The organism is Mesorhizobium sp. M1428, from assembly GCF_040317515.1.
Taxonomy (GTDB): domain Bacteria; phylum Pseudomonadota; class Alphaproteobacteria; order Rhizobiales; family Rhizobiaceae; genus Mesorhizobium.
This window is the reverse complement of the sequence record NZ_JAMYKT010000018.1, coordinates 73,417-97,189: the sequence shown is the minus strand read 5'-3', so window position 1 is coordinate 97,189 and position 23,773 is coordinate 73,417. Positions and strand designations below refer to the sequence as shown.

General features: G+C 63.7%; 20 protein-coding genes. 4 read left to right on the top strand and 16 right to left on the bottom strand.

Translation table 11 applies throughout. The features are described 5' to 3' along the window. Nucleotides 1–26: 26 nt before the first annotated feature. The 13 genes from NKG60_RS23275 to puuE form a co-directional block, all read right to left on the bottom strand. Nucleotides 27–1,478 (bottom strand): S8 family serine peptidase, encoded by a 1,452-nt coding sequence (locus NKG60_RS23275; RefSeq protein ID WP_352866476.1) that lies wholly within the window; start codon nt 1,476–1,478, stop codon nt 27–29. Beyond that, nucleotides 1,468–2,136: an anti-sigma factor gene (locus tag NKG60_RS23270; protein ID WP_352866479.1), complete on the bottom strand. Its 669-nt coding sequence runs from the start codon at nt 2,134–2,136 to the stop codon at nt 1,468–1,470. The genes NKG60_RS23275 and NKG60_RS23270 overlap by 11 nt, the downstream gene beginning before the upstream one ends. Next, nucleotides 2,133–2,696, bottom strand: a complete 564-nt coding sequence (locus NKG60_RS23265; RefSeq protein WP_352866481.1) for a sigma-70 family RNA polymerase sigma factor — start codon at nt 2,694–2,696, stop codon at nt 2,133–2,135. The genes NKG60_RS23270 and NKG60_RS23265 overlap by 4 nt, the downstream gene beginning before the upstream one ends. A 1,044-nt stretch (nt 2,697–3,740) precedes the next feature. After that, a complete protein-coding gene (locus NKG60_RS23260; protein ID WP_352975682.1) occupies nt 3,741–4,580 on the bottom strand; it encodes an alkaline phosphatase family protein in 840 nt (279 codons plus the stop codon). A gap of 89 nt (nt 4,581–4,669) precedes the next feature. Next, on the bottom strand, nt 4,670–6,340 hold the full coding sequence (locus tag NKG60_RS23255; RefSeq protein ID WP_352866485.1) for an ABC transporter ATP-binding protein: 1,671 nt from the start codon (nt 6,338–6,340) through the stop codon (nt 4,670–4,672). Further along, a complete protein-coding gene (locus tag NKG60_RS23250; RefSeq protein WP_352469848.1) occupies nt 6,340–7,167 on the bottom strand; it encodes an ABC transporter permease in 828 nt (275 codons plus the stop codon). The genes NKG60_RS23255 and NKG60_RS23250 overlap by 1 nt, the downstream gene beginning before the upstream one ends. Nucleotides 7,168–7,178: 11 nt before the next feature. Continuing rightward, nucleotides 7,179–8,138 carry an ABC transporter permease gene (locus NKG60_RS23245; protein WP_023718086.1) on the bottom strand — a complete coding sequence of 320 codons (960 nt, stop codon included), beginning with the start codon at nt 8,136–8,138 and terminating at the stop codon, nt 7,179–7,181. A 16-nt stretch (nt 8,139–8,154) separates the two neighbouring features. Further along, nucleotides 8,155–9,741 carry an ABC transporter substrate-binding protein gene (locus NKG60_RS23240; protein ID WP_254816007.1) on the bottom strand — a complete coding sequence of 529 codons (1,587 nt, stop codon included), beginning with the start codon at nt 9,739–9,741 and terminating at the stop codon, nt 8,155–8,157. Nucleotides 9,742–9,896: 155 nt separating this feature from the next. After that, nucleotides 9,897–11,879, bottom strand: a complete 1,983-nt coding sequence (locus tag NKG60_RS23235) for a CocE/NonD family hydrolase (RefSeq protein ID WP_352866489.1) — start codon at nt 11,877–11,879, stop codon at nt 9,897–9,899. Between the two features lie 69 nt (nt 11,880–11,948). After that, entirely contained in the window at nt 11,949–12,542 is a 594-nt protein-coding gene (locus NKG60_RS23230; protein ID WP_352667433.1) for a nucleoside deaminase, read from the bottom strand. Beyond that, nucleotides 12,542–13,045, bottom strand: coding sequence for an ureidoglycolate lyase (locus NKG60_RS23225; protein ID WP_352866491.1), 504 nt, complete (start codon nt 13,043–13,045; stop codon nt 12,542–12,544). The genes NKG60_RS23230 and NKG60_RS23225 overlap by 1 nt, the downstream gene beginning before the upstream one ends. After that, nucleotides 13,042–13,890 (bottom strand): bifunctional allantoicase/(S)-ureidoglycine aminohydrolase, encoded by an 849-nt coding sequence (locus NKG60_RS23220; RefSeq protein ID WP_502911898.1) that lies wholly within the window; start codon nt 13,888–13,890, stop codon nt 13,042–13,044. The genes NKG60_RS23225 and NKG60_RS23220 overlap by 4 nt, the downstream gene beginning before the upstream one ends. 63 nt (nt 13,891–13,953) lie before the next feature. Beyond that, nucleotides 13,954–15,387, bottom strand: coding sequence for an allantoinase PuuE (puuE, locus tag NKG60_RS23215; RefSeq protein WP_352866497.1), 1,434 nt, complete (start codon nt 15,385–15,387; stop codon nt 13,954–13,956). A gap of 173 nt (nt 15,388–15,560) precedes the next feature. Between puuE and uraH the strand changes: the two genes are divergently transcribed. The 4 genes from uraH to xdhC all read left to right on the top strand — a co-directional run bounded on the left by uraH (nt 15,561) and on the right by xdhC (nt 20,821). After that, nucleotides 15,561–15,935: a hydroxyisourate hydrolase gene (uraH, locus tag NKG60_RS23210; RefSeq protein WP_352866499.1), complete on the top strand. Its 375-nt coding sequence runs from the start codon at nt 15,561–15,563 to the stop codon at nt 15,933–15,935. Nucleotide 15,936: 1 nt separating this feature from the next. Continuing rightward, the gene (gene xdhA, locus NKG60_RS23205) at nt 15,937–17,418 is read left to right on the top strand and encodes a xanthine dehydrogenase small subunit (protein WP_352866501.1); all 1,482 of its coding nucleotides are present in this window, start codon (nt 15,937–15,939) and stop codon (nt 17,416–17,418) included. Beyond that, nucleotides 17,418–19,769, top strand: a complete 2,352-nt coding sequence (gene xdhB, locus NKG60_RS23200) for a xanthine dehydrogenase molybdopterin binding subunit (RefSeq protein WP_352866666.1) — start codon at nt 17,418–17,420, stop codon at nt 19,767–19,769. Before xdhA ends, xdhB begins: the two co-directional genes overlap by 1 nt. Before the next feature lie 62 nt (nt 19,770–19,831). Beyond that, nucleotides 19,832–20,821, top strand: coding sequence for a xanthine dehydrogenase accessory protein XdhC (xdhC, locus tag NKG60_RS23195; RefSeq protein ID WP_352866668.1), 990 nt, complete (start codon nt 19,832–19,834; stop codon nt 20,819–20,821). 8 nt (nt 20,822–20,829) lie between these two features. Here xdhC and dps read toward each other — a convergent pair whose 3' ends face one another. The 3 genes from dps to NKG60_RS23180 all read right to left on the bottom strand — a co-directional run bounded on the left by dps (nt 20,830) and on the right by NKG60_RS23180 (nt 23,725). After that, nucleotides 20,830–21,318 carry a DNA starvation/stationary phase protection protein Dps gene (gene dps / locus NKG60_RS23190; protein ID WP_023676226.1) on the bottom strand — a complete coding sequence of 163 codons (489 nt, stop codon included), beginning with the start codon at nt 21,316–21,318 and terminating at the stop codon, nt 20,830–20,832. A 143-nt stretch (nt 21,319–21,461) separates the two neighbouring features. Then, on the bottom strand, nt 21,462–22,715 hold the full coding sequence (locus NKG60_RS23185) for an LLM class flavin-dependent oxidoreductase (RefSeq protein ID WP_352866503.1): 1,254 nt from the start codon (nt 22,713–22,715) through the stop codon (nt 21,462–21,464). Then, nucleotides 22,712–23,725 (bottom strand): LLM class flavin-dependent oxidoreductase, encoded by a 1,014-nt coding sequence (locus tag NKG60_RS23180; protein ID WP_352866505.1) that lies wholly within the window; start codon nt 23,723–23,725, stop codon nt 22,712–22,714. The genes NKG60_RS23185 and NKG60_RS23180 overlap by 4 nt, the downstream gene beginning before the upstream one ends. Nucleotides 23,726–23,773: the final 48 nt, after the last annotated feature.

The window sequence follows — 23,773 nt, the reverse complement described above, 5'->3', positions numbered from 1 at the left end:
TAAGTCAGAAGCTTCAAACACGAGACTTAGTCCTTGGCCGCCTCGGCCGCCTTGGTGTCCAGCAGGCCAAAGCCGAAATCATTGTCGCGCCCCTTGGGGCCGAGATCCTTTGCCGTGGCGGCGAGTGCTTTCTCGACCCAGTCGGCGGAGCGGTCGGGCGCGGCATGCAACAGATTGGCGATCGCGCCGGTCACGATCGCCGCTGCAAAGGAAGTCCCGGTCACCACATCCGAGCCGGCGCCGCTCGGCGCCACCATCTCGACGCCGGGAGCGGAGATGAAGACGTAGGCGCCGCGATTGGCCTGTGGCATCAGCCCGTCCTTGGCATCGGTGGCCGTCACCGCGATCACCCCGTCGAAGGCGGCCGGATAGCCATAGGGCGCTTTCGGCCCGTTATTGCCGGCGGCGGCGACCAGCACGATGCCAAGCGCGCGCGCATTGCGGCAGGCGATGCCGAGCAGGTCGTTCTTCGGACCGACGAAGCTCATATTGATGATGCGGACATCCTGCTCCGCCGCCCAGTCGAGCGCCGAAAGGATCACGTCCATGGTCGACTTGTCGCCCTCGAAGGCGCGGGCGTGATAGATCCTGGCGCCCGGCGCCATGCCTTTGAACGCGCCGGTGCCGGCAATCAGTCCATCGACCGAAGTGCCGTGGTCGCGCGCCTTGATCGGCACATCGGGCATGGCATCGAACTGCCCGGCGATGACACCGGAAAGCGCCGGGTTGCTGTCGTCGATGCCGGTGTCGATGACGCCGACGCGGACATTCTCGCCGCTGGCCGCGTTGGCGTCGAGTGAGATGCGCTCGAACGCATAATTGACGATGCTGGCCGCCTGCTGCAGCGCATAGACGTGATTGGCCTCACGCCGCAAAATGCGGCCCTCGGCGGCAAGCTGCGCCAAAACGACACCGACCGGGCGGCCATCGGGTATGCCGAAGCGCACCAGCGTGTTGCCGAGCAGCCGCGACTGCCGCTGCGAGCGCATTTCGAGGCCGAACGAGGCGGCAATCTGCTGGACCGCGCCGGCATCGCCATTGACGATGACCAGCACCTCGTCGGGCACGAAATCGCCGATCACGGCGCGCGGCGGCACGGTTGCGACAAGATCGGTCGGCGCCACGACCGGACCGCCCGGCACGGCAGCCTGTATTGCCGGCGCACCGGCGGGTGGAGCGGACGGCGGCGCCGCAGTATCGCCAGGAGGTATCGGCGTCTCGGTGACTACGGCAGGATTGGGGAACAGGTCGACAATCAAGCCCGGAAGAAACACCGCGCCCGTCGTTCCAGGAGCCGGCGCTGTGCTGCCATCCTTCACGCCGCCGCCATCCTTGGGGCAGTCGGTGTTGGCAGCACTTCCCCTGTTCAGGCAGTCGATCTCAGCCTGGGTGAGGTTCGGGTCGTTGGTCTGGGCCATTGCGGACGCGGCGAAGATTGTCATCGCCGCAGTCAGTCGAATGACCGCCTTAGCCGCCATCAGCCGGTTTCCTTCCCTCCAGCGCAGCTTCGGTGAAAGGCTGGGCGGCAATAAGGCCAAGCAGCTTCTGGTAGTCCGCGGCGGTCTTGGCCGGAACGCCGAGGCGGAAGACGCCGTCGGCGGTCGGCCCGCCGGCGATCTTCAGCTGGTTCTGGTCGAGAAAAGCGACGATGTCGGACAGCTTTGCATCCGCTTTGAACTTCACCAGTGCAAACGGCATTTTGGCCAGATCGTCCTCCGATCCGGCAATCTCGAAATCGCCACCTCTGTTGCCGGTCTGCACAAAGGATTGCGCGACGACCAGGGCCAGCAGCACCGCGGCCGCCGCCCAGGCGACGCCGGCGGGCAGCGCCATGAAGCGGCTCCAGGCCTGCGCCAGCCAGGACGATGCCGCAGGCGCGCGGGACGGGCTGGCCTCGGCGTCGAGCGCCTTGGCAAAGCGGCTGAGCGCATCGGCCGGCGGGCGGATTGCCTCGTTTGCGGCAGCGGTGCCGGAGAATTCGGCCTCGGCCTCGCCTAGTGCGGCCATCGCCGCCGGATCGCTCGCCAGCCATTCCTCGATGGCTTCGAGCTCGGTGCCCTCCAGCGAGCCGTTCAGATAAAACGGCAGCAGCATTTCCATTTCGTCGCGGCGTGACATTTTTTCAGCGGCGCTCATGGCCACCCCCTATCGTAACCGGCAGCCTTGAGGGCTTCGCCGAGTTTCTTGCGGGCGTAGAACATCCTGGTCTTGACCGTGGCGACCGGGACGCCGAGTACCTCGCCGATCTCGCTCACCGATTGCCCGTGATAATAGGCAAGGTCGATCACCGTACGGTGCTCTTCCGGCATGGCATCGATAAAGCGTCGCAAGGCAGCGGCCTTATCTTCCTTCATCGTCACGACTTCCGGCGTGTCGGCACCGTCGGCGACCTGGGCCGCGTCATCGTCGTCGATCCAGTCTTCCTTCTTCTTGCGCAGCAGGGACAGCGCCTTGAAGCGGGCAATGCCGAGCAGCCATGTCGAGACCTCCGAGCGCCCCTCGAAGGCCGGCGCCTGCCGCCACAGCTCGAGGAACACCTCGTTCGCGATATCGTCGGCCATCAGTTCCGATCCCGTCTGGCGTGCCACGAAGCGGTAGACCCGCGCGTGGTGGCGCATGAACAGGAGCCGCACGGCGGCACGGTCGCCCTTCGCGACCCGCTCGACGAGCGCGCGATCGGTCTCCGCGGTCGTCATCGCCGGTCGAGCCGCCTGGCTCCTGCCTGCTCTGTCGCTGATCGGCCCAAAAAGGTTCACCGCATCCGCCCGAGGATTTTTGCGGAGGCTAGCCGAAGAGCGGAGAGGTTGCCAGAGTGTACCGTTCTCCCCCTTTTTAGGGATAATGTCTCAGTCAGTGGCGCCAAGCAGAAGGCGGCCGTCAGGCTCGCAATGACGGCGGCCACGAGGTGGCTCATACCTATCGGGCAAGGTGCAGTCGTTCAGCCTCGGGCGGAGCGCAATTGGACGACATCGCGGTGCAGGGATTCCCGACAGTTTTGTAACTCAAGGGTCCGCTGCCCGGCGACTAAGGTCCCGATCGCAAATGGCAATCCAGCCTGAAGAAACGAAATGTCATGACCAACAACAGCTGTACGGCCGCGATTCTCGTGGATCAGTCGCCGATGGCGGTGTTCGACGCCGTCATGCGTCCACGCGAGTGGTGGGGCGCATGAAGCCTTGTGCGGTCGGAAGGAGCTTTCCATGCGATTGATTAGGCTGAAAGCACCGGGAGGCTTGGAAAATCTCAAGCTGGTCGAGGAAGGTTGCCCGGAACCAGGGCCGGGTGAGTTGCTTGTCAGGATACGCGCGTGTTCGCTGAATTTCCATGACAGCATGGTGGCGCTGGGCAAGAAACCGTGCGCCGATGGCCGTATCCCGCTATCCGATAGCAGCATGCAGGATGGGCGGCCACATCGCACTGATCGGTGTCTTGACCGGCTTTGCCGCGCAAGTTTCGATCCCGGCCCTGTTTTCCAATCAGATTAGGGTCAGCGGAATCTCGATTGGCAGCAGGGCAGACCAGGACGACATGATTCGTGCCATAGAGGCCAACCGTTTGAAACCTGCTATCGACCGCAGTTTTCCGCTGCAGGAGATCGCCAGTGCCTCAAGCACTACGAGTCCCAAAAGCATTTTGGCAAGGTCTGTCTCGACCTTTGACTGCTGTATCCGGCCTCCATTCGGCGTCGCGCATTTCGGGCCGGCTTCATGTTCTCCGCAAGCAAGCAGGCTAGGCAGCAATCAGTCGAGAAATGGCTCGGCCTTCATCGTCGCCGGCACCGGCACGCCGAGGCGCGCAAGCACCGTCGGCGCGAGCTGCAGCTGATCGAGCAGCGTATTGGCTTCCGGACCCTCGCCGGATCCGAAGTAGTAAAGTGCGAAATCCTGCATCTCCTCGTCGTGGCCGCCATGATGGCCGCGATCGGTCTGGCCATGATCGGCGGTGACGATCACCTCGTAGCCAGCCTGCCGCCAGCGCGGCAGGAAGCCGGCGAGCATGGCGTCCATTGCATAGACGGCATGATCCATCTCGTGGCAGTCATGGCCGAAGCGGTGGCCCATCGAGTCCAGAGTGCAGCTGTGCAGGATGCCGTAGTCGATGCCGTAGCGCCTGGTCAGCATGGTCAACGTCGCGAACAGGTCGACGTCGCTCGGCGTCATCTGGTTCCTGGCATTGTAGCCGGTCATGGTGTGGAACCGGCCGTGGCTGATCGGCCTGCCCGGCTGGTCGAACTCCATGTCCTCGACCAGGTCGAACGGATAGGCCCGGAAGAATTCGGACCAGTAGGAATGGGTGACCGCACCCGTCTTGCCGCCGGCTCGGCTGACTTCGGAAAAGATGTCCGGCTGTTCGACGCGAAACCGGTTCTCGTTCGACAGGACACCGTGCACTTGGGGCGGCACGCCGGTGTGGATCGAGGCATAGCAGGATGCCGAGGTCGACGGCAGGACGGAGCGCATTTTCCATACGCGCGCTTCGCCGGATTGCACCCAGCCTTCGAGATTGCCCATCAGCCGTCGCCAGTTCCGGTAAGGCACGCCGTCGAGGATGATGAGCAATAGTTTTGTGTTGAGCGCCAAGGGCGCCTCCATGCGGCTTAATCGGAAAAGTCAGGGCGGGCCTGCCGTTCAATCCACGCCCGGACAAGATCGTCGGGCGCAAAGGGCCGCTAGTTCCCCGCGCTGGCCATGCGCCGTCCTTTGATCGCCTTTTCCAGCCAGCCGATCTCCATTTCTGGCACCGACGACAGCAAAAGATCGGTGTAGGCATCGAAGGGTGGCGTCAGCACGGTGCTCTTGGCGCCGTAGCGCACCACTTCGCCGCGATACATCACCGCGATCGAATCGGCGATCGACTTCACTGTTGCGAGATCATGGGTGATGAACAGATAAGCGACGTTTTCCTCTTTCTGCAGCTCGAGCAGCAGCTCCAGTATGCCGTGGGCGACCAGCGGGTCGAGCGCTGAGGTCACCTCGTCGCAGATGATCAGCTTCGGTTTGGCGGCGAGCGAGCGGGCAATGCAGACGCGTTGCTTCTGGCCGCCCGAAAGCTCGGCCGGATAGCGGTCCACATAGCCTTTGCCCATTTCGATCTTGTCGAGCAGTTCGGCGACGCGTTTGTCGCGCTCGCGCCCGCGCATCCCAAAATAGAATTCCAGCGGCCGGCCGATGATAGTGCCGACCGTCTGCCGCGGGTTCATCGCCACATCGGCCATCTGGTAGATCATCTGCAGCTGGCGAAGATCCTCTTTCGGCCGGTCGGCAAGCCGGTTGGCGAGCGGACGCCCGTCGAAGGTGACGGTCCCCTGTTCGGGCGGCAAGAGGCCGGTGATGGCGCGCGCCAGCGTCGACTTGCCGGAACCGGACTCGCCGACCACAGCCAGCGTCTGGCCCGGGAAAATATCGACCGAGACGTTCTTCAGCACCTTGATGTGACTGCGGCCATAGGCGGCAGTGATGTTCTTGACCGACAGGAACGGGCGCGTGCCGGGCTTCTGCTCCTGGTGTTCGATCTCATGCACCGAAACCAGTGCGTTGGTGTATTCCTGGCGCGGCTCCTTGATGATCTGGCGCGTGCCGCCCCATTCGACCAGCCGGCCGTGGCGCAGCACCATGATCTCGTCCGAGACCTGGGCGACGACCGCAAGGTCATGGGTGATGTAGAGCGCCGCGACATGCGTGTCGCGGATGGCGTCCTTGATCGCCGCCAAGACGTCGATCTGCGTCGTCACGTCGAGCGCGGTGGTCGGCTCGTCGAAGACGATCAGGTCGGGCTCCGAGCACAGCGCCATTGCCGTCATCACGCGCTGCAGCTGACCGCCCGAGACCTGGTGGGGGAAGCGCTCGCCGATGCTTTCGGGGTTCGGCAGGCTGAGCTTCTTGAACAGCGCCACGGCGCGCTTTTCGGCTTCGGCCCGCGTCGCCGTGCCGTGCAGGAGTGCTGCCTCGACCACCTGGTCCATCAGCCTGTGCGCCGGATTGAAGGCCGCTGCCGCCGATTGCGCGACATAGCAGACCTCGCGGCCGCGCAATTTGCGGAACCCTTCGTTGCCGCCCTTCAGGATGTCGCGGCCATTGAGGATGACCTCGCCGCCGGTGATGCGCACGCCGCCGCGGCCGTAGCCCATCGACGACAGGCCGATGGTCGACTTGCCGGCGCCGGACTCGCCGATCAATCCGAGCACCTTGCCCTTTTCGAGCGTCAGCGAGACGTCGTGCACCAGCACGATGTTCTTCGGCGCCTCGCCCGGCGGATATACGGTGGCCTCGATGCGCAGATTGCGGATGTCGAGCAGCACGCCGGACTTCGGTTGCCCAGGCATCGGTTGCTTGTCAGCCATTACCCGCGTCCTCCCTTCAGGCTTGTCGTGCGGTTCAGCACCCAGTCGGCGACGAGATTGACTGAAATCGCCAGCGCTGCGATCGCCGCCGCCGGAATGAGGGCGGCGCCTATGCCGAAGACGATACCATCCTTGTTTTCCTTGACCATTCCGCCCCAATCGGCGTCCGGTGGCTGCACGCCAAGCCCGAGGAAGGACAGCGTCGACAGGAACAGCACGGCATAGATGAAGCGCAGGCCGAGTTCCGAAACCAGCGGCGACAGCGCATTGGGCAGGATTTCGCGGAAGATGATCCAGCCGCTGCCTTCGCCGCGCAATTTGGCCGCCTCGACGTAATCCATGACGTTGATGTCGACGGCGACCGCCCTCGACAGGCGGTAGACGCGGGTCGAATCCAGAACGCCCATGACCAGGATCAGCGTCACCAGATTGGATGGCAGCACCGAAAGCACGACAAGGGCCATGATCAGCGTCGGGATCGACATCAGGAGATCGACGAGACGCGACAGCAGCGTGTCGAACCAGCCGCCGAAAACCGCTGCCGAAAAGCCGAGAATGGCGCCGAGCGAGAACGACAGCGCGGTCGCCAGCACCGCGATGAAAAGGGTGATGCGGGCGCCGTAGATCATGCGCGACAACAGATCGCGGCCGAGATTGTCGGTGCCCAGCCAATGCGCCGCCGACATCGGTTCCCAAGGGACGTCGCTGACGATCTCGGCATTGCCGTGCGGCGCGATCCACGGCGCGAAAATCGCCGCCAGAACGAACAGCGCCGTCAGCACGATGCCGACCAACGCCGGGATGGGAATGCGTTTGATGACGAGCATACCCGACCCCTTCATTTCGGATGTCTGAGGCGCGGATTGGCGACGATCGCCGCTATGTCCGCGATGATGTTGAGGCTGATATAGACGGCGGCGAAGATCAGCCCGACCGCCTGCACCACCGGCACGTCACGCTTGGTGACGTGGTCGACGAGATATTGGCCCATACCCGGATAGACGAAGATGACTTCGACCACGACGACGCCGACGATGAGATAGGCGAGATTGAGCATGACGACGTTGATGATCGGCGCAATCGCATTGGGGAAGGCATGCCTGCGGATAACCGCGAAGGCCGAAAGCCCCTTGAGTTCGGCGGTTTCGACATAGGCCGACTGCATGACGTTGAGGATCGCGGCGCGCGTCATGCGCATCATATGGGCGAGCACCACCAGGGTCAGCGCCGCCGCCGGCAGTGCTATGGCCTGGATGCGTTCGCCGAACGGCATCCCGTCATAGACGGTGGAAATGGCGGGAAACCATTGATGTTGCACCGCGAAGAAAAAGACGAGCACATAGCCGACGAAGAATTCCGGGAAGGACGTCGAGGCCAGCGCCAGTCCCGAGATCAGCTTGTCGACCCAGCCATTGCGGTAGCGCACCGCGATCAGCCCGAGGATGATCGCCAGCGGCACCGCGACGACCGCCGCCCAGAAGGCGAGGAACAGTGTGTTCCACAGCCTTCCCTTGATAGAGGTTGCGATATCCTGACCGCTCGACATAGCCGTGCCGAGATCACCGGTCAGGATGCCGCCGAGCCAGCGAAAATAACGGATGTAAGCGGGATCATTGAGGCCGAGCTGCTCGCGCAGATTGGCGAGCGACTCCGGTGTCGCCGACTGCCCGAGAATGGCTTGCGCGACGTCGCCGGGCAGGATCTGGGTGCCGGCGAAGATCAGGACCGAAACGGCCAATAGAAGGATGATGCCCAGCGCAATGCGCTGGGCCACCAGTTTCACGATGGGTGAGGACATATCCGCAAGGCCGGGCTCAGGCTTCGAGCCAGCACTTCGCCAGTGCATATCCGTTCATCAACTCCTGATGCGGATCATCCACCCAGCCGGCAACCTTGGCGCCCGTCGCGTCGATGAACTGGTTGAACATCGGCAGGATCAGGCCGCCCTCGTCGCGCACCATTACGGCCATGTCGTGGTACATTGCCTTGCGCTTGGCCTCGTCGAGCTCGGCGCGGGCCGCCAGCACCATCTTGTCGAAATCCGGACGCTTGAACCGTGTGTCGTTCCAGTCGGCGGTCGACAGATAGGCGGTAGAGTACATCTGGTCCTGAGTCGAGCGGCCGCCCCAGTAGGAGGCGCAGAAGGGCTGCTTGTTCCAGACTTCCGACCAGTAGCCGTCGCCCGGTTCGCGCTTGATCTCCAGCTTGATGCCGGCCTTGGCCGCGCTTTGCTGGAACAGCTGTGCGGCGTCGACGGCACCGGGGAAGGCGACGTCCGACGTCCGGAGCAGGACGGCACCGTCATGGCCCGATTTCTTGTAGTGGAACTTGGCCTTGTCGGGATCGTATTTGCGCTGCTCGATCTCGGTGAATAGCGGGTACGATGCATTGATCGGGAAGTCGTTGCCGAGCGAGCCATAGCCACGCAGCACCTTGTTCAGCATTTCCTCGCGGTCGATCGCCAGCTTCAACGCCATCCGCAAGTCGTTGTTGTCGAACGGCGCGGTGTCGCAGTGCATGATGAAGACGTAGTGGCCGGGTCCAGAATGGTTGCGGATGGTGACGCCGGGCACGCGCTTGATCAGGTCGACGATCTTCGGCTCGACGCGGTTGATCATGTGGACCTGGCCGCCCTGCAGCGCCGCCGTACGCGCCGTGGCGTCGTTGATGACGATGATCTCTATCTGGTCGGCATGGCCCATCTTGTCGCCCTGCCAGTAATTGGCGAAGCGCTCGCCGCCGTGGCGCACGCCGGGCTCGTTGGTGGTGACCTTGTAAGGACCCGCCGAGATACCGGCATCGGCCTTGTCCTTGCCGCCGTTCGGCTGGATGATCAGGTGATAGTCGCTAAGCAGATAGGGCAAGTCGGCGTTTGGCTCCTTCAGCGTCAGCACCACTTCCTTGCCGCTGGCCTTGATGCTCTCGATGCCTTTCATGTAACCGAGCGCGCCGGACTTCGACTTCTCGTCCGAATGGCGTTCGAGGGTGGCGGCCACGTCCTCTGCGGTCACCTTCTTGCCGTTGTGGAACTCGACGCCATCGCGGATCTTCAGCGTCCAGGTCTTGGCGTCGTCCGACGAGCCGATCTCCTCGGCAATGCGGTTCTCGAGCTTGCCTTCGGGAGACAGTTCGACGATCAGTTCGCCCCACATCTTGCCGAAGGCGAACGGCACCTGCGTCATGAACAGCGCCGGATCGAGGCTGTTGGTGGATTCGCCACCGACCAGGCCGGCCTTGAGCGTGCCGCCCTTGACCGGACCCGCCGCGCGGGAAGCGCTGGAAAGCAGCGAATTGGCGAAGGTTGCGGTGACGCCGAGCGCTGCCGCCCGGCCGAGAAAATCGCGACGGCTCAGCTTGCCGGACGCAACGCGCCGGCTCAGATATTCCAGTTCGTTCGACATGTTAAGTTCCTCACTCTGTTGGTCCGACCTTATGGTCGTTTTTTCTCGTTTCGATCGGGAGAATAATGACCGTAAGGGAAAGCGGTAAGCAAGACCGAATGCGACATGCCGTGGCGTAAATCGTGCGTCGCAATTGGACCAATCGCGATAAGCGCTCAAAGCAGTGCGCGCGGGATTTTCTCCTCGAAGTTGCGCTCGAAGACCAGTTTCTCGCCTTCATAGGCTTCAATTCTGGCGCTAACCATGAAGCTTTGCGAGTCGGAGCGCATTTCGGCGAAGGTTTCGGTGCGCACCGACCATCCATTTCGCGACAGCGTCTGGGTCCAATGCGTCTTGCCCGACGCTGACAGCGGATTGTCGGGATGGATCGACCATGTCTCTCTGGCGACGCTCCCATTGGCGAGGCCATGCTCCAGGTCGCGCACCTCACCAAAATCATCGACGATGGAAAGCGTGATCATTCCGGTCTTTTCGTCGCGGTCGACATGACGCTCGGAATTGGCGGCGCGGACCGTTTCGGTTGCCCAGGGCGTGGCGCCTTCGGGGGCGGGGAAGGTGACCTCGTCGCCTGTCAACGGCGGGCGCAGCGGCAGCATCAACGCCGCGGCCGACAATTCCAGCCGGACCGGCTCCGGCGACGGCCAGATCATCGGCCAATAACTGTTGGAGATGGCAACACGCAAGCGGTGGCCGGCCGGCACGCGATAGGCGCATTGGTCGAGCACCACCCGGGCGCTGACGGTTTCGCCGGGCACCAGCGCTTCGGGAAATTCATGCGAGTTGCGATGCGTCAGGTTGAGCACGCCGTAGGAGATCAGCTCCGACGCTCCGTCCGGATGGACGTCGCACAGCCGAACCGCGATGTTCGCCTGGCGCCGGTCCGACGAGACCCTGACCACAACTTCGGGAGCACCGACGATGTCAACCGCTTCGGTCAGCACCGGATGGTCGAAGCACACCGACAGTGCATCGTCGGGGCGCTGGTCACCCGGCAGTTCCGGGCCGAAGGTGAAGGGGAAATATTCGCCACCGGCAAGGCCGCAGCTTTGCGGCGAAGCGACGATAGCGTGGTTGCCTTCAGCGATAAGCTCAACTTCTTGCGTCTTGATGTTGGGTGACGGCCATTCTGATTCAGCGACCCAGCGGCCCGGCCGCTCGGGATGCCAGCGCGCCGGACGCACGCTGTCCATGACATAGGCGCGGTAGGCGGGGTCGGCCTCGACGCCGGTGTCGATGTCCTTGAGCCAGCGATCCCACCAGCGCAAGGCCTCCTGCAGGAAGCCGATGCGCGGTTCGGGCGCGGCATAATGCGGGTATTTGTGGATCCAGGGGCCGACGATGCCCTTGACCGGCGCCTCGATATTGGCGGCGAGATGGGAAATCGTATTGCGATAGCCGTCATGCCAGCCGCCGATCGACAGCACGGCGGCGTGGATGGCGGGATAGTCCTCGCAGATCGAGCCGCGCTTCCAATAGGCGTCGCGGTGCTGGTGCTTCAGCCACAGCGGCGCCAGGAAGGGCTGGTTCTCCAGCCGGGTCAGCCACAGGTCGCGCCATCTGTTGTCGCCGGCCAGCAACGGATCCGGCGGTCGCGACGAATAGGACAGCATGGTCGAGGCCCAGCCGAAATTCTCGATCAGCAGGCAGCCGCCCTTGTAATGGATGTCGTCGGCATAGCGGTCGACCGTCGAACAGAGACTGATGACCGCCTTCAGCGCCGCCGGCTGCTTGGCTGCTACCTGCAGGCAATTGAAGCCGCCCCACGAAATGCCCATCATACCGACATTGCCGTTGCACCAGGGCTGGGCCGCAGCCCAAGCGATGACATCGCAGGCGTCCTGCAGCTCTTGCTCGGAATATTCGTCGTCCATCAGCCCTTCGGAATCGCCATTGCCGCGCATGTCGACGCGGATCGAGGCGTAGCCATGGCCAGCGAAATAAGGATGCGTCAGCTGATCGCGATAGATCGTGCCGTCGCGCTTGCGGTAGGGCAGGTGCTCGAGGATCGCCGGCACTGGATCGTCGGCAGCATCGGCCGGCATCCACACCCGCGCCGATAGCCGGCAGCCGTCCGGCATGACGATCCCCATGTCCGGAAATTCAACGACCTTGCGGGGAAATTCAGTGACGGTTTTCATGCGGCCACATGATGGAGCCGCTGCCGATGCGTCGTGGGCCAGCCAACGAATTCGGCTGGTCAATCCGCGTCAACTCAGCGGAATGTCGTTGTCGGCCTTGCCAGCCTGGTAGGCGCCGGACAGTTCGTCGTAGCGCGCGGAGATTTTGCCGATCCGCGTTTCCAGTCGCAGGCGCTCGATCTCGGGCAGCGACCGCACCAATTTGCGGATCGAGAGGCTCTTCCAATAGGCGTTCTCGGCATTGTAGCCGCCGGGGTCGAGGGTGAAGACCTCCTTCAGGATCTTCAGATCGTGCGGGATGTCGAAGCTGTCGCGCGAATCCTCGTGGCTGAACAGATAGTAGAAATTGTCGAAGCCGGTCCAGGTGATCGCCGACAGGCAGAGCGAGCAAGGTTCGTGAGTGGCAAGAAAGATCGCATCCCTGGTATCGACGCGCTCGGCCTTCGGCATTTCGTAGAAGCGCTTCAGGCAATGCACCTCGCCGTGCCAGAGCGGGTTTTCTGTCTCATTGTTGGTTTCGGCCAGCACCAGCGAACGGTCGTCCTTGCGCAGGATCGCCGCGCCGAACAACTTGTTGCCATGCGCGACGCCTTCGACGGTCTTCGGCACGATGTCGTGCTCGATGACGTCGAGCAGGCGGTCGATCAGCGAAATGTCGGTCATCATCGGCTCCCATCGGGAAGATCGATCTCGTAGGCGTGCGAGAAATGGCACTCTTCGAGATTGGAGCCGTCGCCGCCACGATCGACGATCAGGAAGTCCTGCGGCTCGCCGATCGGCGTCAGCACGCCGTGCCACAAATTGCGCGGATAGTTGACACCTTGCCCGGGCGCAGTGATGAAGGCATGCGGCTCGCCCGGGCCTTCCTCGCCATCATGGCAGACGACGACTAGGAACGGCCGTGGTGACAGCGGGATGAAGGCCTGGCTGCCGAACGGATGGCGCTCCACCATGGTAAGCTTCAACGGCAGCTCATAGGGCGTGCCACGCACCATCGAGATCAGCACGCGCGCATTCGGCCCTCGTGCTTCCGCGGTGGCGAGGTCGTGGTAGCGCTCGGCCTTGCCGTCATTGATCGGATAATGGTTGTCGCCGCCCATATCGATAACGTCGCCGAATTCGGCGAAATTCTCGCGGGTCAGCGGCCGCGCGACGATGCGGGTCATGGTGTAGGTCTCGCGACGCCGGCGCTGCCAAGCTTGGCGTGGCGGTTGACGTCCTTGTAGAGGAGATAGCGGAATTTGCCTGGGCCGCCGGCATAACAAGCCTGCGGGCAGAAGGCGCGCAGCCACATATAGTCGCCAGCCTCGACTTCTACCCAGTCCTGGTTGAGACGATAGACCGCCTTGCCCTCCAGCACATAGAGCCCGTGCTCCATGACATGCGTTTCGGCGAAGGGAATGACCGCGCCCGGCTCGAGCGTGACGATGGTGACATGCATGTCGTGCCGCATGTCTTCAGGATCGACGAAGCGCGTCGTCGCCCATCGGCCTTCGGTACCCGGCATCGGGCTCGGCGCGATGTCGTGTTCGTTGGCGAAGAACGTTTGCGGCGTATCGATGCCGTCGACCGCATCATAAGCCTTGCGGATCCAGTGGAAGCGGACGGCGGCGCCGCTCTCATTGCGCACCGTCCACCCGCTCGCCGGCGGCAGGAAGGCAAAGCCGCCCGGCCTCAAGCTATGTTTCTTGCCGACAAGCGAAACGCTTAGCTCGCCTTCGACCACGAACAGCGCACCTTCAGCGGCGACGTCAAGCTCAGGGCGGTCGCTGCCGCCGCCAGGCGCGAGCTCGACGATATATTGCGAAAACGTCTCGGCAAAACCCGACAGCGGCCGCGACAGCACCCAGACGCGTGTCCCATCCCAGAACGGCAAGGCGCTGGTGACGATGTCCTGCATCACGCCTTTGGGGATGACGGCATAGGCCTGCGTGAATACGGCGCGGCCGGTCAGCAATTCGCTCTGGCCGGGATGTCCGCCCTGCGGCGCATAATAGGTTCGCTCGGCCATTTTCATCATATCCATAAATTCAAGCCTGTTGCGGAAGCCAGGGCCCATCGCGGCAGCCAAAGCCTATTGCGGAAGCATGTCCTTGAGACGAAGCAGCGCGATGCGCTCGACCTGTCTGCAGGCGGTTTCGAATTCGACATCGTGGCTGTTGCCAATACGCGCCTCGAACTCGGCCAGGATCTCCCCCTTGGTCTTGCCTTTCACCGCAATAATGAAGGGGAAACCGAAACTGGTGACGTAGGCGGCATTGAGTTTTGCGAACAGCTCGCGCTCCTTGTCGGTCAGCGCGTCGAGCCCGGCCGAAGCCTGTTCCCTCGACGATTCCGCCGTCAGCCGCCTGGCCTGCGCCAGTTTTCCGGCAAGATCGGGGTGGGCATTGAGCACGGAAAGCCGCTCGGCCTCGCTCGCCGCGCGAAAGACGCGGCAGAGCGCATTGTGCAGCCCGCCGGCACTGTCATGCGCCGGGCCGAGCTCCAGCTCATAGGCGCGCTCGGCAATCCACGGCGAATGCTCGAACACGCCGCCGAATGCCTGGACGAAGGCCTCGAATTCCATTTTCGACGGGCGCAGCGCCGGCAGCCGGAACGGATGCGTCTCCTGCCAGTGTTTTGCAATGTCGATGCGCCGTGCCAGCCAGACCTTGTCGTGCGATTTGACGTAGTCGATGAAGCGCTTCAGTGCCGCGACCCGGCCCGGCCGCCCAACCAGGCGGCAGTGCAGGCCGATATTCATCATGCGCGGCCGCCCTGCCTTGCCCTCGGCATAGAGCGTGTCGAAACTATCCCTGAGATAGGCAAAGAACTGGTCGCCCGAGTTGAAGCCCTGCGGCGTGGCAAAGCGCATGTCGTTGGCGTCGAGCGTATAGGGGATGACCAGCTGCGGCTTCGCCGACCCGTCCGGTGCCGCATGCTCGAACCAGTAAGGGAGTTCGTCGTCATAGGTGTCCGACACATAGTCGAAGCCGCCCTCCTCCGCCGCCAGCCGCACCGTGTTGATCGAGGTGCGGCCGGTGTACCACCCGGTCGGCCGCGCACCTGTGACCTCATAATGCAGCCGGATCGCCGCTTCCATGTCGCGGCGCTCGTCTTCTGGCGCGTGGTCGCGGTAGTCGATCCATTTCAGTCCGTGCGAGGCGATCTCCCAGCCGGCCTCCTGCATCGCCGCAACCTGATCGGGCGAACGCGCCAGGGCGGTGGCGACGCCGTAACAGGTGATCGGCACTTGCGCCTCGCTGAACAGGCGCAGCAATCGCCAGAAGCCGGCGCGGGCGCCGTATTCGTAGATCGATTCCATGTTCCAGTGACGCTGGCCGGGCCAGGGCGCGGCGCCGACGATCTCCGACAGGAAAGCCTCCGAAGCCTTGTCGCCGTGCAGGACGCAATTCTCGCCGCCCTCCTCGTAATTGACGACGAACTGCACCGCGACATGCGCCCCGCCGGGCCATTTCGGATCGGGCGGATTGGCTCCGTAGCCGCGCATATCTCGTTCGTAACGCATTCTCGCTCCTGCCGGAAAGTGTGATCAGGATAGTCGAAAGGAGTGCCTGCGCATTCCCCCGAAATTTTTGAAAGTGTTTTTGTCGCGCTCCGCTCGACCGGGACTTATGCATCGCCTTTAATTGGCGCACAATTCATGAATAGTGTTCGACTGTGCAGGGAATGGAGCAGCCAGTGGCGGAAACGTCGAAAGCCGAAGGCGGGCGCCTGACGACCCACGTCCTCGACACCGCAGCCGGCAAGCCGGCGGCCGGTCTGTCGATCGAACTCTATCATCTTGACGGTCAGGCCCGGACGCATCTGAAGACGGTCGTCACCAATGATGACGGCCGTTGCGATGCTCCGCTGCTTGCTGGCGCGGAATTCCGTACCGGCGAATACGAGCTGATCTTTGCGGCCGGCGATTATCTGCGCCGGCAAGGGACAAAACTGCCAGAACCGGCCTTCCTCGACCATGTGCCGATCCGCTTCGGCATGGCCGAGCCGACGCACTATCATGTGCCGCTGCTTCTGTCGCCGTACGGTTATTCGACTTACCGGGGAAGCTGAGATGGCCGGGATCAAGACACGCAACGAAATCCGCTTCATCCTCAATGGCGAGGACGTCGCGCTCGGCACGGTTGCACCCGACCAGACACTGCTCGATTGGCTGCGGCTCGACCGCTCGCTGCGCGGCACCAAGGAAGGTTGCGCCGAGGGCGACTGCGGCGCCTGCACGGTGCTGGTCGGCAGGCTCTCCGGTGGAACACTGGTCTATGAAAGCGTCAATGCCTGCATCCGTTTCCTTGGCTCGCTGGACGGCACGCATGTCGTGACCGTCGAGCATTTGCGCGGCGACGCAGGAAAACTGCACCCCGTGCAGCAGGCGATGGTCGATTTCCACGGCTCGCAATGCGGCTTCTGCACGCCGGGTTTCGTCATGTCGCTTTATGCGCTGTGGATGCGGTCGCCGGAGCCGTCGGACGCCGCCATTGAAAAGGCGCTGCAAGGCAATCTCTGCCGCTGCACCGGCTACGAGGCGATCATGCGCGCCGCACGTGCCATCTCCAGCTACGGCAAGGCTGCCAAGGACCCGCTGGCGGCGGAGCGCAAGGCAGTCACGGCCAAGCTGGAAGCGATGAAGGACGGTTCGCGCATCGAGATCGGCTCCGGCAATAAGCGGCTGATCGTGCCGGCCAATGCTGACGATCTGGCCAGCGTGCTGGTCAAGGAGCCGGGCGCCACTATCGTCGCGGGTTCGACCGATGTCGGCCTTTGGGTTACCAAGCACATGCGCGATATTGCGCCGGCGGTTTTCATCGGCAATCTCGACGGTCTGTGCGGGATTTCCGAGGACAAGGGCGTCATCTCGATCGGCGCCGGTGTCACCTATAGCGAAGCCTTCGCGACGCTGGCGAAGCGCATCCCGGCGCTCGGCCCGCTGTTCGACCGCATCGGCGGCGACCAGGTGCGCAACATGGGCACCATCGGCGGCAATATCGCCAATGGCTCGCCGATCGGCGACACGCCGCCGCCGTTGATCGCACTCGGTGCCCGCCTGACGCTGCGCCGCGGCGACAAGCGGCGGACGATCCCGCTCGAGGAGTTTTTCATCGCCTATGGCAAGCAGGACCGGCAGCCCGGCGAATTCGTCGAGGCCGTGCATGTTCCGGTGCCGGGCAGCGAGACGAAATTTGCCGTCTACAAGATCACCAAGCGCCGCGACGAAGACATAACAGCAGCGCTAGGCGCGTTTTTCCTGAAGCTCGCCGGTGATGGCAAGGTGGCGGGCGTGCGCATCGCCTATGGCGGCATGGCGGCAACGCCGAAGCGAGCCTTTGGCGTCGAAAAGGCATTGCTTGGCAAGCCCTGGACGGAAGCGACGGTGGAGGCGGCGATGGCCGCGTACTCCGGCGATTTCACCCCGCTGACCGACATGCGGGCAAGCGCCGAATACCGGGCGCTGGCGGCGCGCAACCTGCTGCTGCGCTTCTTTGCCGAAACCACCGGTACCCGGGCGCCGATCCAGGTATCACGGCACGAGGCGGCATGATGAACAAGCACGCCACCCCAAACCTGAAGGCGCAAAAAATCGCCGGCGGCGTCGCAACCGACCAGCGCCATGATTCCGCGCACAAGCATGTCAGTGGCACGGCCGTCTATATCGACGACATGCCGGAACCGGCCGGCACGCTGCACGGCTGCCTTGGGCTTTCGACGGCGACGCATGCCACCATCACCAGCATGGACCTTTCGGCGGTGCGCGCCGCACCCGGCGTCATCGATGTGCTGACGGCGAGCGACGTGCCAGGCGAGAACGACATTTCGCCGACCGGCCGTCACGACGAGCCGGTGCTGGCCGACGGCAAGGTGCAATTTTTCGGTCAGCCGATCTTCTGCGTCATCGCTGAAACCCGCGAGCAGGCGCGCCGTGCAACGAGGCTGGCCAAGGTCGAATACAAGGAATTGCCGTTCGTCGCCGATGTCGCCGAGCTCGATCCCCGGAAAGACAAGCTGGTCACGCCGCCGCTGACGTTGAAGCGGGGTGATGCAGCGGCTGCGATCAATGCGGCGCCGCGCCGGCTGAAGGGAAAAATGCGCATCGGTGGCCAGGAGCATTTCTATCTCGAAGGCCATATCGCCTTGGCCATTCCTGGCGAGGACCACGACGTCACCATCTATTCCTCGACCCAGCACCCGAGCGAAATCCAGCACATGGTCAGCCACGCGCTCGGTGTGCCGAGCCACGCGGTGACGGTGGAAATCCGCCGGATGGGCGGCGCTTTCGGTGGCAAGGAAACGCAAGGCAATCAGTTTGCGGCATTGGCTGCTGTCGCCGCGAAGAAACATCATCGGGCCGTGAAAATCCGGCCCGACCGCGACGACGACATGATCGCCACCGGCAAACGCCACGATTTCCTCGTCGACTACGAGGTCGGCTTCGACGACGAGGGCAATATTCTGGGCGTAGATTTCATGTTCGCGGCGCGCTGCGGCTTCTCGGCCGACCTCTCCGGCCCGGTCACCGACCGCGCCCTGTTCCATTGCGACAACACCTATTTCTGGCCGGCGGTGCACGCGCAATCGGCGCCGCTCTACACCAATACCGTATCGAACACCGCCTTTCGCGGCTTCGGCGGTCCGCAAGGCATGGTCGGCGCCGAGCGCGTCATCGACGAAGTCGCGTTTGCCGTCGGCAAGGACCCGCTCGAAATCCGCAAGAAGAATTTCTACGGCACCAGCGACCGCAACATCACGCCCTACCACCAGACGGTCGAGGACAACATCATCCAGCGCATCGTCGCCGAGCTGGAGGCGAGTTCCGACTATGCGAGGCGCCGCCGCACCATCGATGCTTTCAATGCCAACAGCCGCTTCATCAAGCGCGGACTGGCGCTGACGCCGGTCAAGTTCGGCATCTCGTTCACCGCCACTCATTACAACCAGGCCGGCGCGCTGGTGCATGTCTATACCGACGGTTCGGTGCATCTGAACCACGGCGGCACCGAGATGGGGCAGGGCCTCTATGTCAAGGTGGCGCAGGTCGTGGCGGAAGAGTTCCAGATCGACCTCGATCAGGTCAAGATCACCGCGACGACGACCGGCAAGGTGCCGAATACCTCGGCCACCGCCGCGTCTTCCGGCTCCGACCTCAACGGCATGGCGGCGCAGAATGCCGCCCGCCAGATCAAGGACCGGTTGATCAATTTCGCCGTCGAGAGATACCAGGTGCCGCGCGATCAGGTGCTGTTCTTGCCCAACCGCGTGCGCATCGGCAACCAGGAGATCGCCTTCGCCGATCTCGTCAGGCAGGCCTATATGGCGCGCATCCAGCTTTCGGCGGCGGGTTTCTACAAGACGCCGAAAATCCATTGGGACCGCGACAAGGGCGAGGGCCATCCCTTCTATTATTTCGCCTATGGCGCCGCGTGCTCGGAAGTCTCTGTCGATACGCTGACCGGCGAATATATAGTCGAGCGCACCGACATCCTGCACGAAACCGGCCGCTCGCTGAATCGCGCCATCGACCTCGGCCAGATCGAGGGCGGTTTCATCCAGGGTATGGGTTGGCTGACGACGGAGGAACTGTGGTGGGACGACAAGGGGCGGCTGCGCACCCACGCGCCGTCGACCTACAAGATCCCGCTCGCGTCGGACCGGCCGAAGATTTTTAACGTGACTTTGGCCGCCTGGGCGCAAGCGGGCGAGCCGACGGTGCACCGCTCCAAGGCGGTCGGCGAGCCGCCCTTTCCGCTCGCAATGTCGGTGCTGCATGCCCTATCGGACGCTGTGGCGAGCGTTGCCGGCCACAAGATCTGCCCGCGCCTCGACCCGCCGGCCACGCCGGAGCGTGTGCTGATGGCGATCGAACGGCTGAAGCGGGAAGCCAGGACCGGCACTTGAATCCCGGAAAACGTGCAATTCAGGCCGAAAAACGCTATATTTCCCAATAGGGAACGCGAATGATGGACGCGAAAGTGCAGAGCCTGAAAGCCTTTCTTGCCGGTGCCGGCCAGGTCGCCTTGGTTGAGGTGGCCGGGACAAAAGGTTCGACGCCGCGCGAAACGGGTGCCTTCATGCTCGTCTCAGGATCGGCCACTTTCGGCACGATCGGCGGCGGCCAGCTCGAATATATGGCGATCGACAAAGCGCGGCAGATGCTTTTCTCCCCCCTTGAGGGGGACATGGCCGCGGAGCGGCCAGAGGGGGTCGTCTCAGAAGGTACCGCCAGCGCGTCGAGCACTGCCGCGGCGACCCCACCCGGCGGCTTCGCCGCCACCCTCCCCTCAAGAGGGAGGGATATCCGCGCCACGCTCGACATCGCGCTCGGGCCGGAGATCGGCCAATGCTGCGGCGGCAGGGTCGAGCTGCTGATCCGGCTGGTCAACGCCGCGCATGAGGCCAAGCTTGTTGCGGAGGCGGAGGCCGAGGAGGCGCAACTGCCGCATGTCTACATCTTCGGCGGCGGCCATGTCGGCCATGCGCTGGCCTCGGCGGTGGCTTTGCTGCCGGTACGTGTCGTCGTTGTCGAGACGCGAGCCGAGGCGCTGGGGGGCATGCCGGATACGGTCGAAACCAAGCTGACGCCGATGCCTGAGGCAATGGTGCGCGAAGCCCCGGCTGGATCCGCCTTCGTCGTCCTTACCCACGACCATGCGCTGGACTTCCTGATCGTCGCCGAGGCGCTGAAACGCCGCGATGCCGCCTATGTCGGCATGATCGGCTCCAGAACCAAGAAGGCGACGTTCCGGAACTGGTTCCTGAAATCGGCGGACGGAGGCGAGGCGGAATTTGCCCGCCTCGTCTCGCCGATCGGCGGCGGTGCCGTCAAGGACAAGCGCCCGCAAGTGATCGCCGCACTCGCCGCAGCCGAAATCATGACGGCGTTGGCGGCCCACGGGATAACACCGGCAGCTCCGTCCAAAGCCCGTCGCGGCAAGGCGATGGCCGGCTGACGTTCCTTCTATTCCTTCTCCTGCGTGTGCGCCTCCAGGAACCACAGCAATTTGTCGAGCGAGCGCGAATAGGCGGTGAAGATGTCGGCGGTGTCGGCGTCACCCGCGCCAGCCGCTTCGTCGATTGCCGCGCGTGCCCGCTTGGCGGTTGCGGCATACCGGTCGATCAGCGCCGCCAGGTGATCCCGGGTCTTGTGGATGTCGGTCGGATAGGCCTCGAGCATAGTCGCCTTCGAGACCTCCTGCGAGGTGCCGAGCGCCGTGCCGCCGAGCTGTACGGCGCGCTCGGCAATGGTGTCGACATGGCCGTCGATCTCCTCGCGGAACGTGTCGAGCATCTCGTGAATGGCGATGAATTGCGGTCCCTTGACGTTCCAGTGCGCCTGCTTGGTGATCAAGGCCAGATCGATGGCGTCGGCGAGGCGGGCATTGAGAAGGTCGATACACTCTTTCTTGGCATTGGATTGCAGGTCGTTGCGGGTGGCGATGGCATCCATGATCGGCTCCTGTGGCGGTGCGTCCGCGTGGTTTGAAGAGGGCGAAGTTTGGGATGGTCAAATCGAATATGCGCGCAGACGCCCTCATCGCCGCGGCACAGCATCCCAAAACGGCGATCTCCGACTTTCGTTCCGCTCGTCGTTTACGCCGGCCTTTTCAAGCCCAGATGGTCGCGCAGCGTGCTGCCTTCATAATCCTTCCGGAACAGCCCGCGCCGCTGCAGCTCCGGCACGACGAGTGTGGCAAAGGCATCGAGTTCGCCGGGAAAATAGGATGGCATGACGTTGAAACCGTCTGCCGCGCCGCCCTCGAAGCGTGCCTCGAGCTCGTCGGCGATCTGGGCCGGCGTTCCGACGACGCGCCAATGGCCGCGCGCGCCGGCGAAATGACGGGCAAGCTGGCGAATGGACAGCTTGTTGCGGCGTGATTGCTCGATGACCAGCGCCTGCCGGCTCTGCATGCCTTCGCTGGCCGGCAGCTCGGGCAGCGGTCCGTCGATGGGATAGCGCGCGAGATCGGATATGCTGAGATAGCTGGAAAGCAGCGCGACTCCGACATCGTCCGGTATCAGCTCCTGCAGTTCATCATGTTTTGCCCGGGCTTCCGCTTCGCTTGCCGCGACGACCGGCGCGACACCGGGCATGATCTTGACGTCCTCCGGCTCGCGCCCATGGGCCGCCAGCCGTCCCTTGAGGTCGTCGTAGAAGGCCTTCGCCTCCTCGAATGTCTGCGCCGCCGTGAACACCACGTCGGCGGTCCGGGCGGCGAGATCGCGGCCCTCGTCCGACGCTCCTGCCTGAACCATGACCGGCGCACCTTGTGGCGAGCGCGGCAGATCGAGCGGGTCGCGCACCGAAAAACTTCTGCCTTCGTGTCCACCCTGGCCTCGCCAAAGGCCGGTAACCACGGCAGCGAATTCGCGCGCGCGTTCGTAACGGTCCGCATGTGGGCGCAGTCCGGTCGAGCCGAAATTGGCGGCCTCGATCTGGCTCGCCGAAGTGACGAGGTTCCAGCCGGCTCGGCCACCGCTCAGATGGTCGAGCGACAGGAAGGTCCGCGCCAGTCCGTAAGGCTCGTTATAGCTCGTCGACGCCGTGGAGACGAGGCCGATGCGCTCCGTCTGGACGGCGAGCGCGGCAAGCAGGCTGATCGGCTCGAAGCCGATCGAGCGCGACGTTTGGCTGGCGATGTCGACATTGGCCTCGCGCACGCCGGCGGCGTCCTCGCAGAAGATCATGTCGAACTTGGCTGCTTCCGCCGTCCGCGCCAGCTGGACGTAGTGGTCGATGTCTATGCCGGCCGTGACATGCGCCTGCGGGTGGCGCCAGGCGGCGATATGGTGGCCCGTCGCCCACAGGAAGGCGCCGAGCTTCATCTGGCCTCGACCGGCGCTCATTGCCGATCCTGACCTGCAAGCCCGAGATGGGCACGCAGTGTCGCCGCGCTGTAGCCCGACCGGACAAGGCCGCGGCGGCGAAGCTCCGGCAGCACGAGACCGACGAAATCGTCGAGCGCCGACGTGAGCGGCGTGGCGATGTTGAAACCGTCGCAGGCTTTCGAGCGAAAGCACTCTTCGAGCCTGTCCGCAAACAGGTCCGGTGCGGCGGTTATTTCGGCGCTGACGGTAACGTTCATCAGCACTTTCAGCGCCTCCGGCCCGCGCCCGAAGGCAAGCGCACGGCGCTTCAGATCGCCAGCCTTCGCCGGCCCGATCGATGGCTCATCCAGCAGGACGACATCGGCGCTGCGGGCGGCGATAGCCATGTCGGGCTCGGACAGGCCGGACACGACCAGCACCGGCGTGTCCTGCGGCGACCGCGCCACGTTGAGCGGCCCGCGCACGGAAAAATATTCGCCCTTGTGGTCGAGAACGTGCATCTTCTCGGGATCGAAGAAGCGGCCGCCAACTTTGTCGAACAGCAGCACGTCTGCGTCCCAGCCGTTCCACAGGCCTTGCACGATGCCGATGAATTCATCGGCGCGCAGGCGGAAATCGTCGCCGGAAAACCCTTCCGGTCGGCTGAAATTGGCCGCCTCGCGCGGGTCGGGCATCATACTCGCGTTCCAGCCGGCGCGGCCATGGCTGATAATATCGAGCGAAGCGAAACGGCGCGCGAGATTGTAGGGCTGGTGGGCGACCGTCGAGGCCGCGGCGACGAGGCCGATCCTGCTTGTCACCGTCGCCAGGGCCGCCGCCAAGGTCGTTGCTTCGAAGCGCATTTGCCGGTTCAGCCCGCCTGCAACCGGCGCGGAATCGCCGAGCAACACCATGTCCAGACCGGCCGCTTCGGCTTCTTGCACGAACCGCATCAGCAGACTGAAGTCCGGGCCGGCGTCGGGCGGATGGGAAGGGGCGGCTTCCGGAGACAGTGAAACGGCGAGACACATTGTGGCGCCGTTGGCCATCGCTTTTCCCTGTTGAGCGAAATTCCTTGGGAATTATCTCGTCGGCTG

What these genes read in the sequence shown, in the direction of transcription:
- NKG60_RS23275 (WP_352866476.1), bottom strand. Translation starts at nt 1,478, where the DNA reads ATGGCGGCTAAGGCGGTCATTCGACTGACTGCGGCGATGACAATCTTC.
- NKG60_RS23270 (WP_352866479.1), bottom strand. Translation starts at nt 2,136, where the DNA reads ATGAGCGCCGCTGAAAAAATGTCACGCCGCGACGAAATGGAAATGCTG.
- NKG60_RS23265 (WP_352866481.1), bottom strand. Translation starts at nt 2,696, where the DNA reads ATGACGACCGCGGAGACCGATCGCGCGCTCGTCGAGCGGGTCGCGAAG.
- NKG60_RS23255 (WP_352866485.1), bottom strand. Translation starts at nt 6,340, where the DNA reads ATGGCTGACAAGCAACCGATGCCTGGGCAACCGAAGTCCGGCGTGCTG.
- NKG60_RS23250 (WP_352469848.1), bottom strand. Translation starts at nt 7,167, where the DNA reads ATGCTCGTCATCAAACGCATTCCCATCCCGGCGTTGGTCGGCATCGTG.
- NKG60_RS23245 (WP_023718086.1), bottom strand. Translation starts at nt 8,138, where the DNA reads ATGTCCTCACCCATCGTGAAACTGGTGGCCCAGCGCATTGCGCTGGGC.
- NKG60_RS23240 (WP_254816007.1), bottom strand. Translation starts at nt 9,741, where the DNA reads ATGTCGAACGAACTGGAATATCTGAGCCGGCGCGTTGCGTCCGGCAAG.
- NKG60_RS23235 (WP_352866489.1), bottom strand. Translation starts at nt 11,879, where the DNA reads ATGAAAACCGTCACTGAATTTCCCCGCAAGGTCGTTGAATTTCCGGAC.
- NKG60_RS23230 (WP_352667433.1), bottom strand. Translation starts at nt 12,542, where the DNA reads ATGACCGACATTTCGCTGATCGACCGCCTGCTCGACGTCATCGAGCAC.
- NKG60_RS23225 (WP_352866491.1), bottom strand. Translation starts at nt 13,045, where the DNA reads ATGACCCGCATCGTCGCGCGGCCGCTGACCCGCGAGAATTTCGCCGAA.
- NKG60_RS23220 (WP_502911898.1), bottom strand. Translation starts at nt 13,890, where the DNA reads ATGGCCGAGCGAACCTATTATGCGCCGCAGGGCGGACATCCCGGCCAG.
- puuE (WP_352866497.1), bottom strand. Translation starts at nt 15,387, where the DNA reads ATGCGTTACGAACGAGATATGCGCGGCTACGGAGCCAATCCGCCCGAT.
- xdhA (WP_352866501.1), top strand. Translation starts at nt 15,937, where the DNA reads ATGGCCGGGATCAAGACACGCAACGAAATCCGCTTCATCCTCAATGGC.
- xdhB (WP_352866666.1), top strand. Translation starts at nt 17,418, where the DNA reads ATGAACAAGCACGCCACCCCAAACCTGAAGGCGCAAAAAATCGCCGGC.
- xdhC (WP_352866668.1), top strand. Translation starts at nt 19,832, where the DNA reads ATGGACGCGAAAGTGCAGAGCCTGAAAGCCTTTCTTGCCGGTGCCGGC.
- dps (WP_023676226.1), bottom strand. Translation starts at nt 21,318, where the DNA reads ATGGATGCCATCGCCACCCGCAACGACCTGCAATCCAATGCCAAGAAA.
- NKG60_RS23185 (WP_352866503.1), bottom strand. Translation starts at nt 22,715, where the DNA reads ATGAGCGCCGGTCGAGGCCAGATGAAGCTCGGCGCCTTCCTGTGGGCG.
- NKG60_RS23180 (WP_352866505.1), bottom strand. Translation starts at nt 23,725, where the DNA reads ATGGCCAACGGCGCCACAATGTGTCTCGCCGTTTCACTGTCTCCGGAA.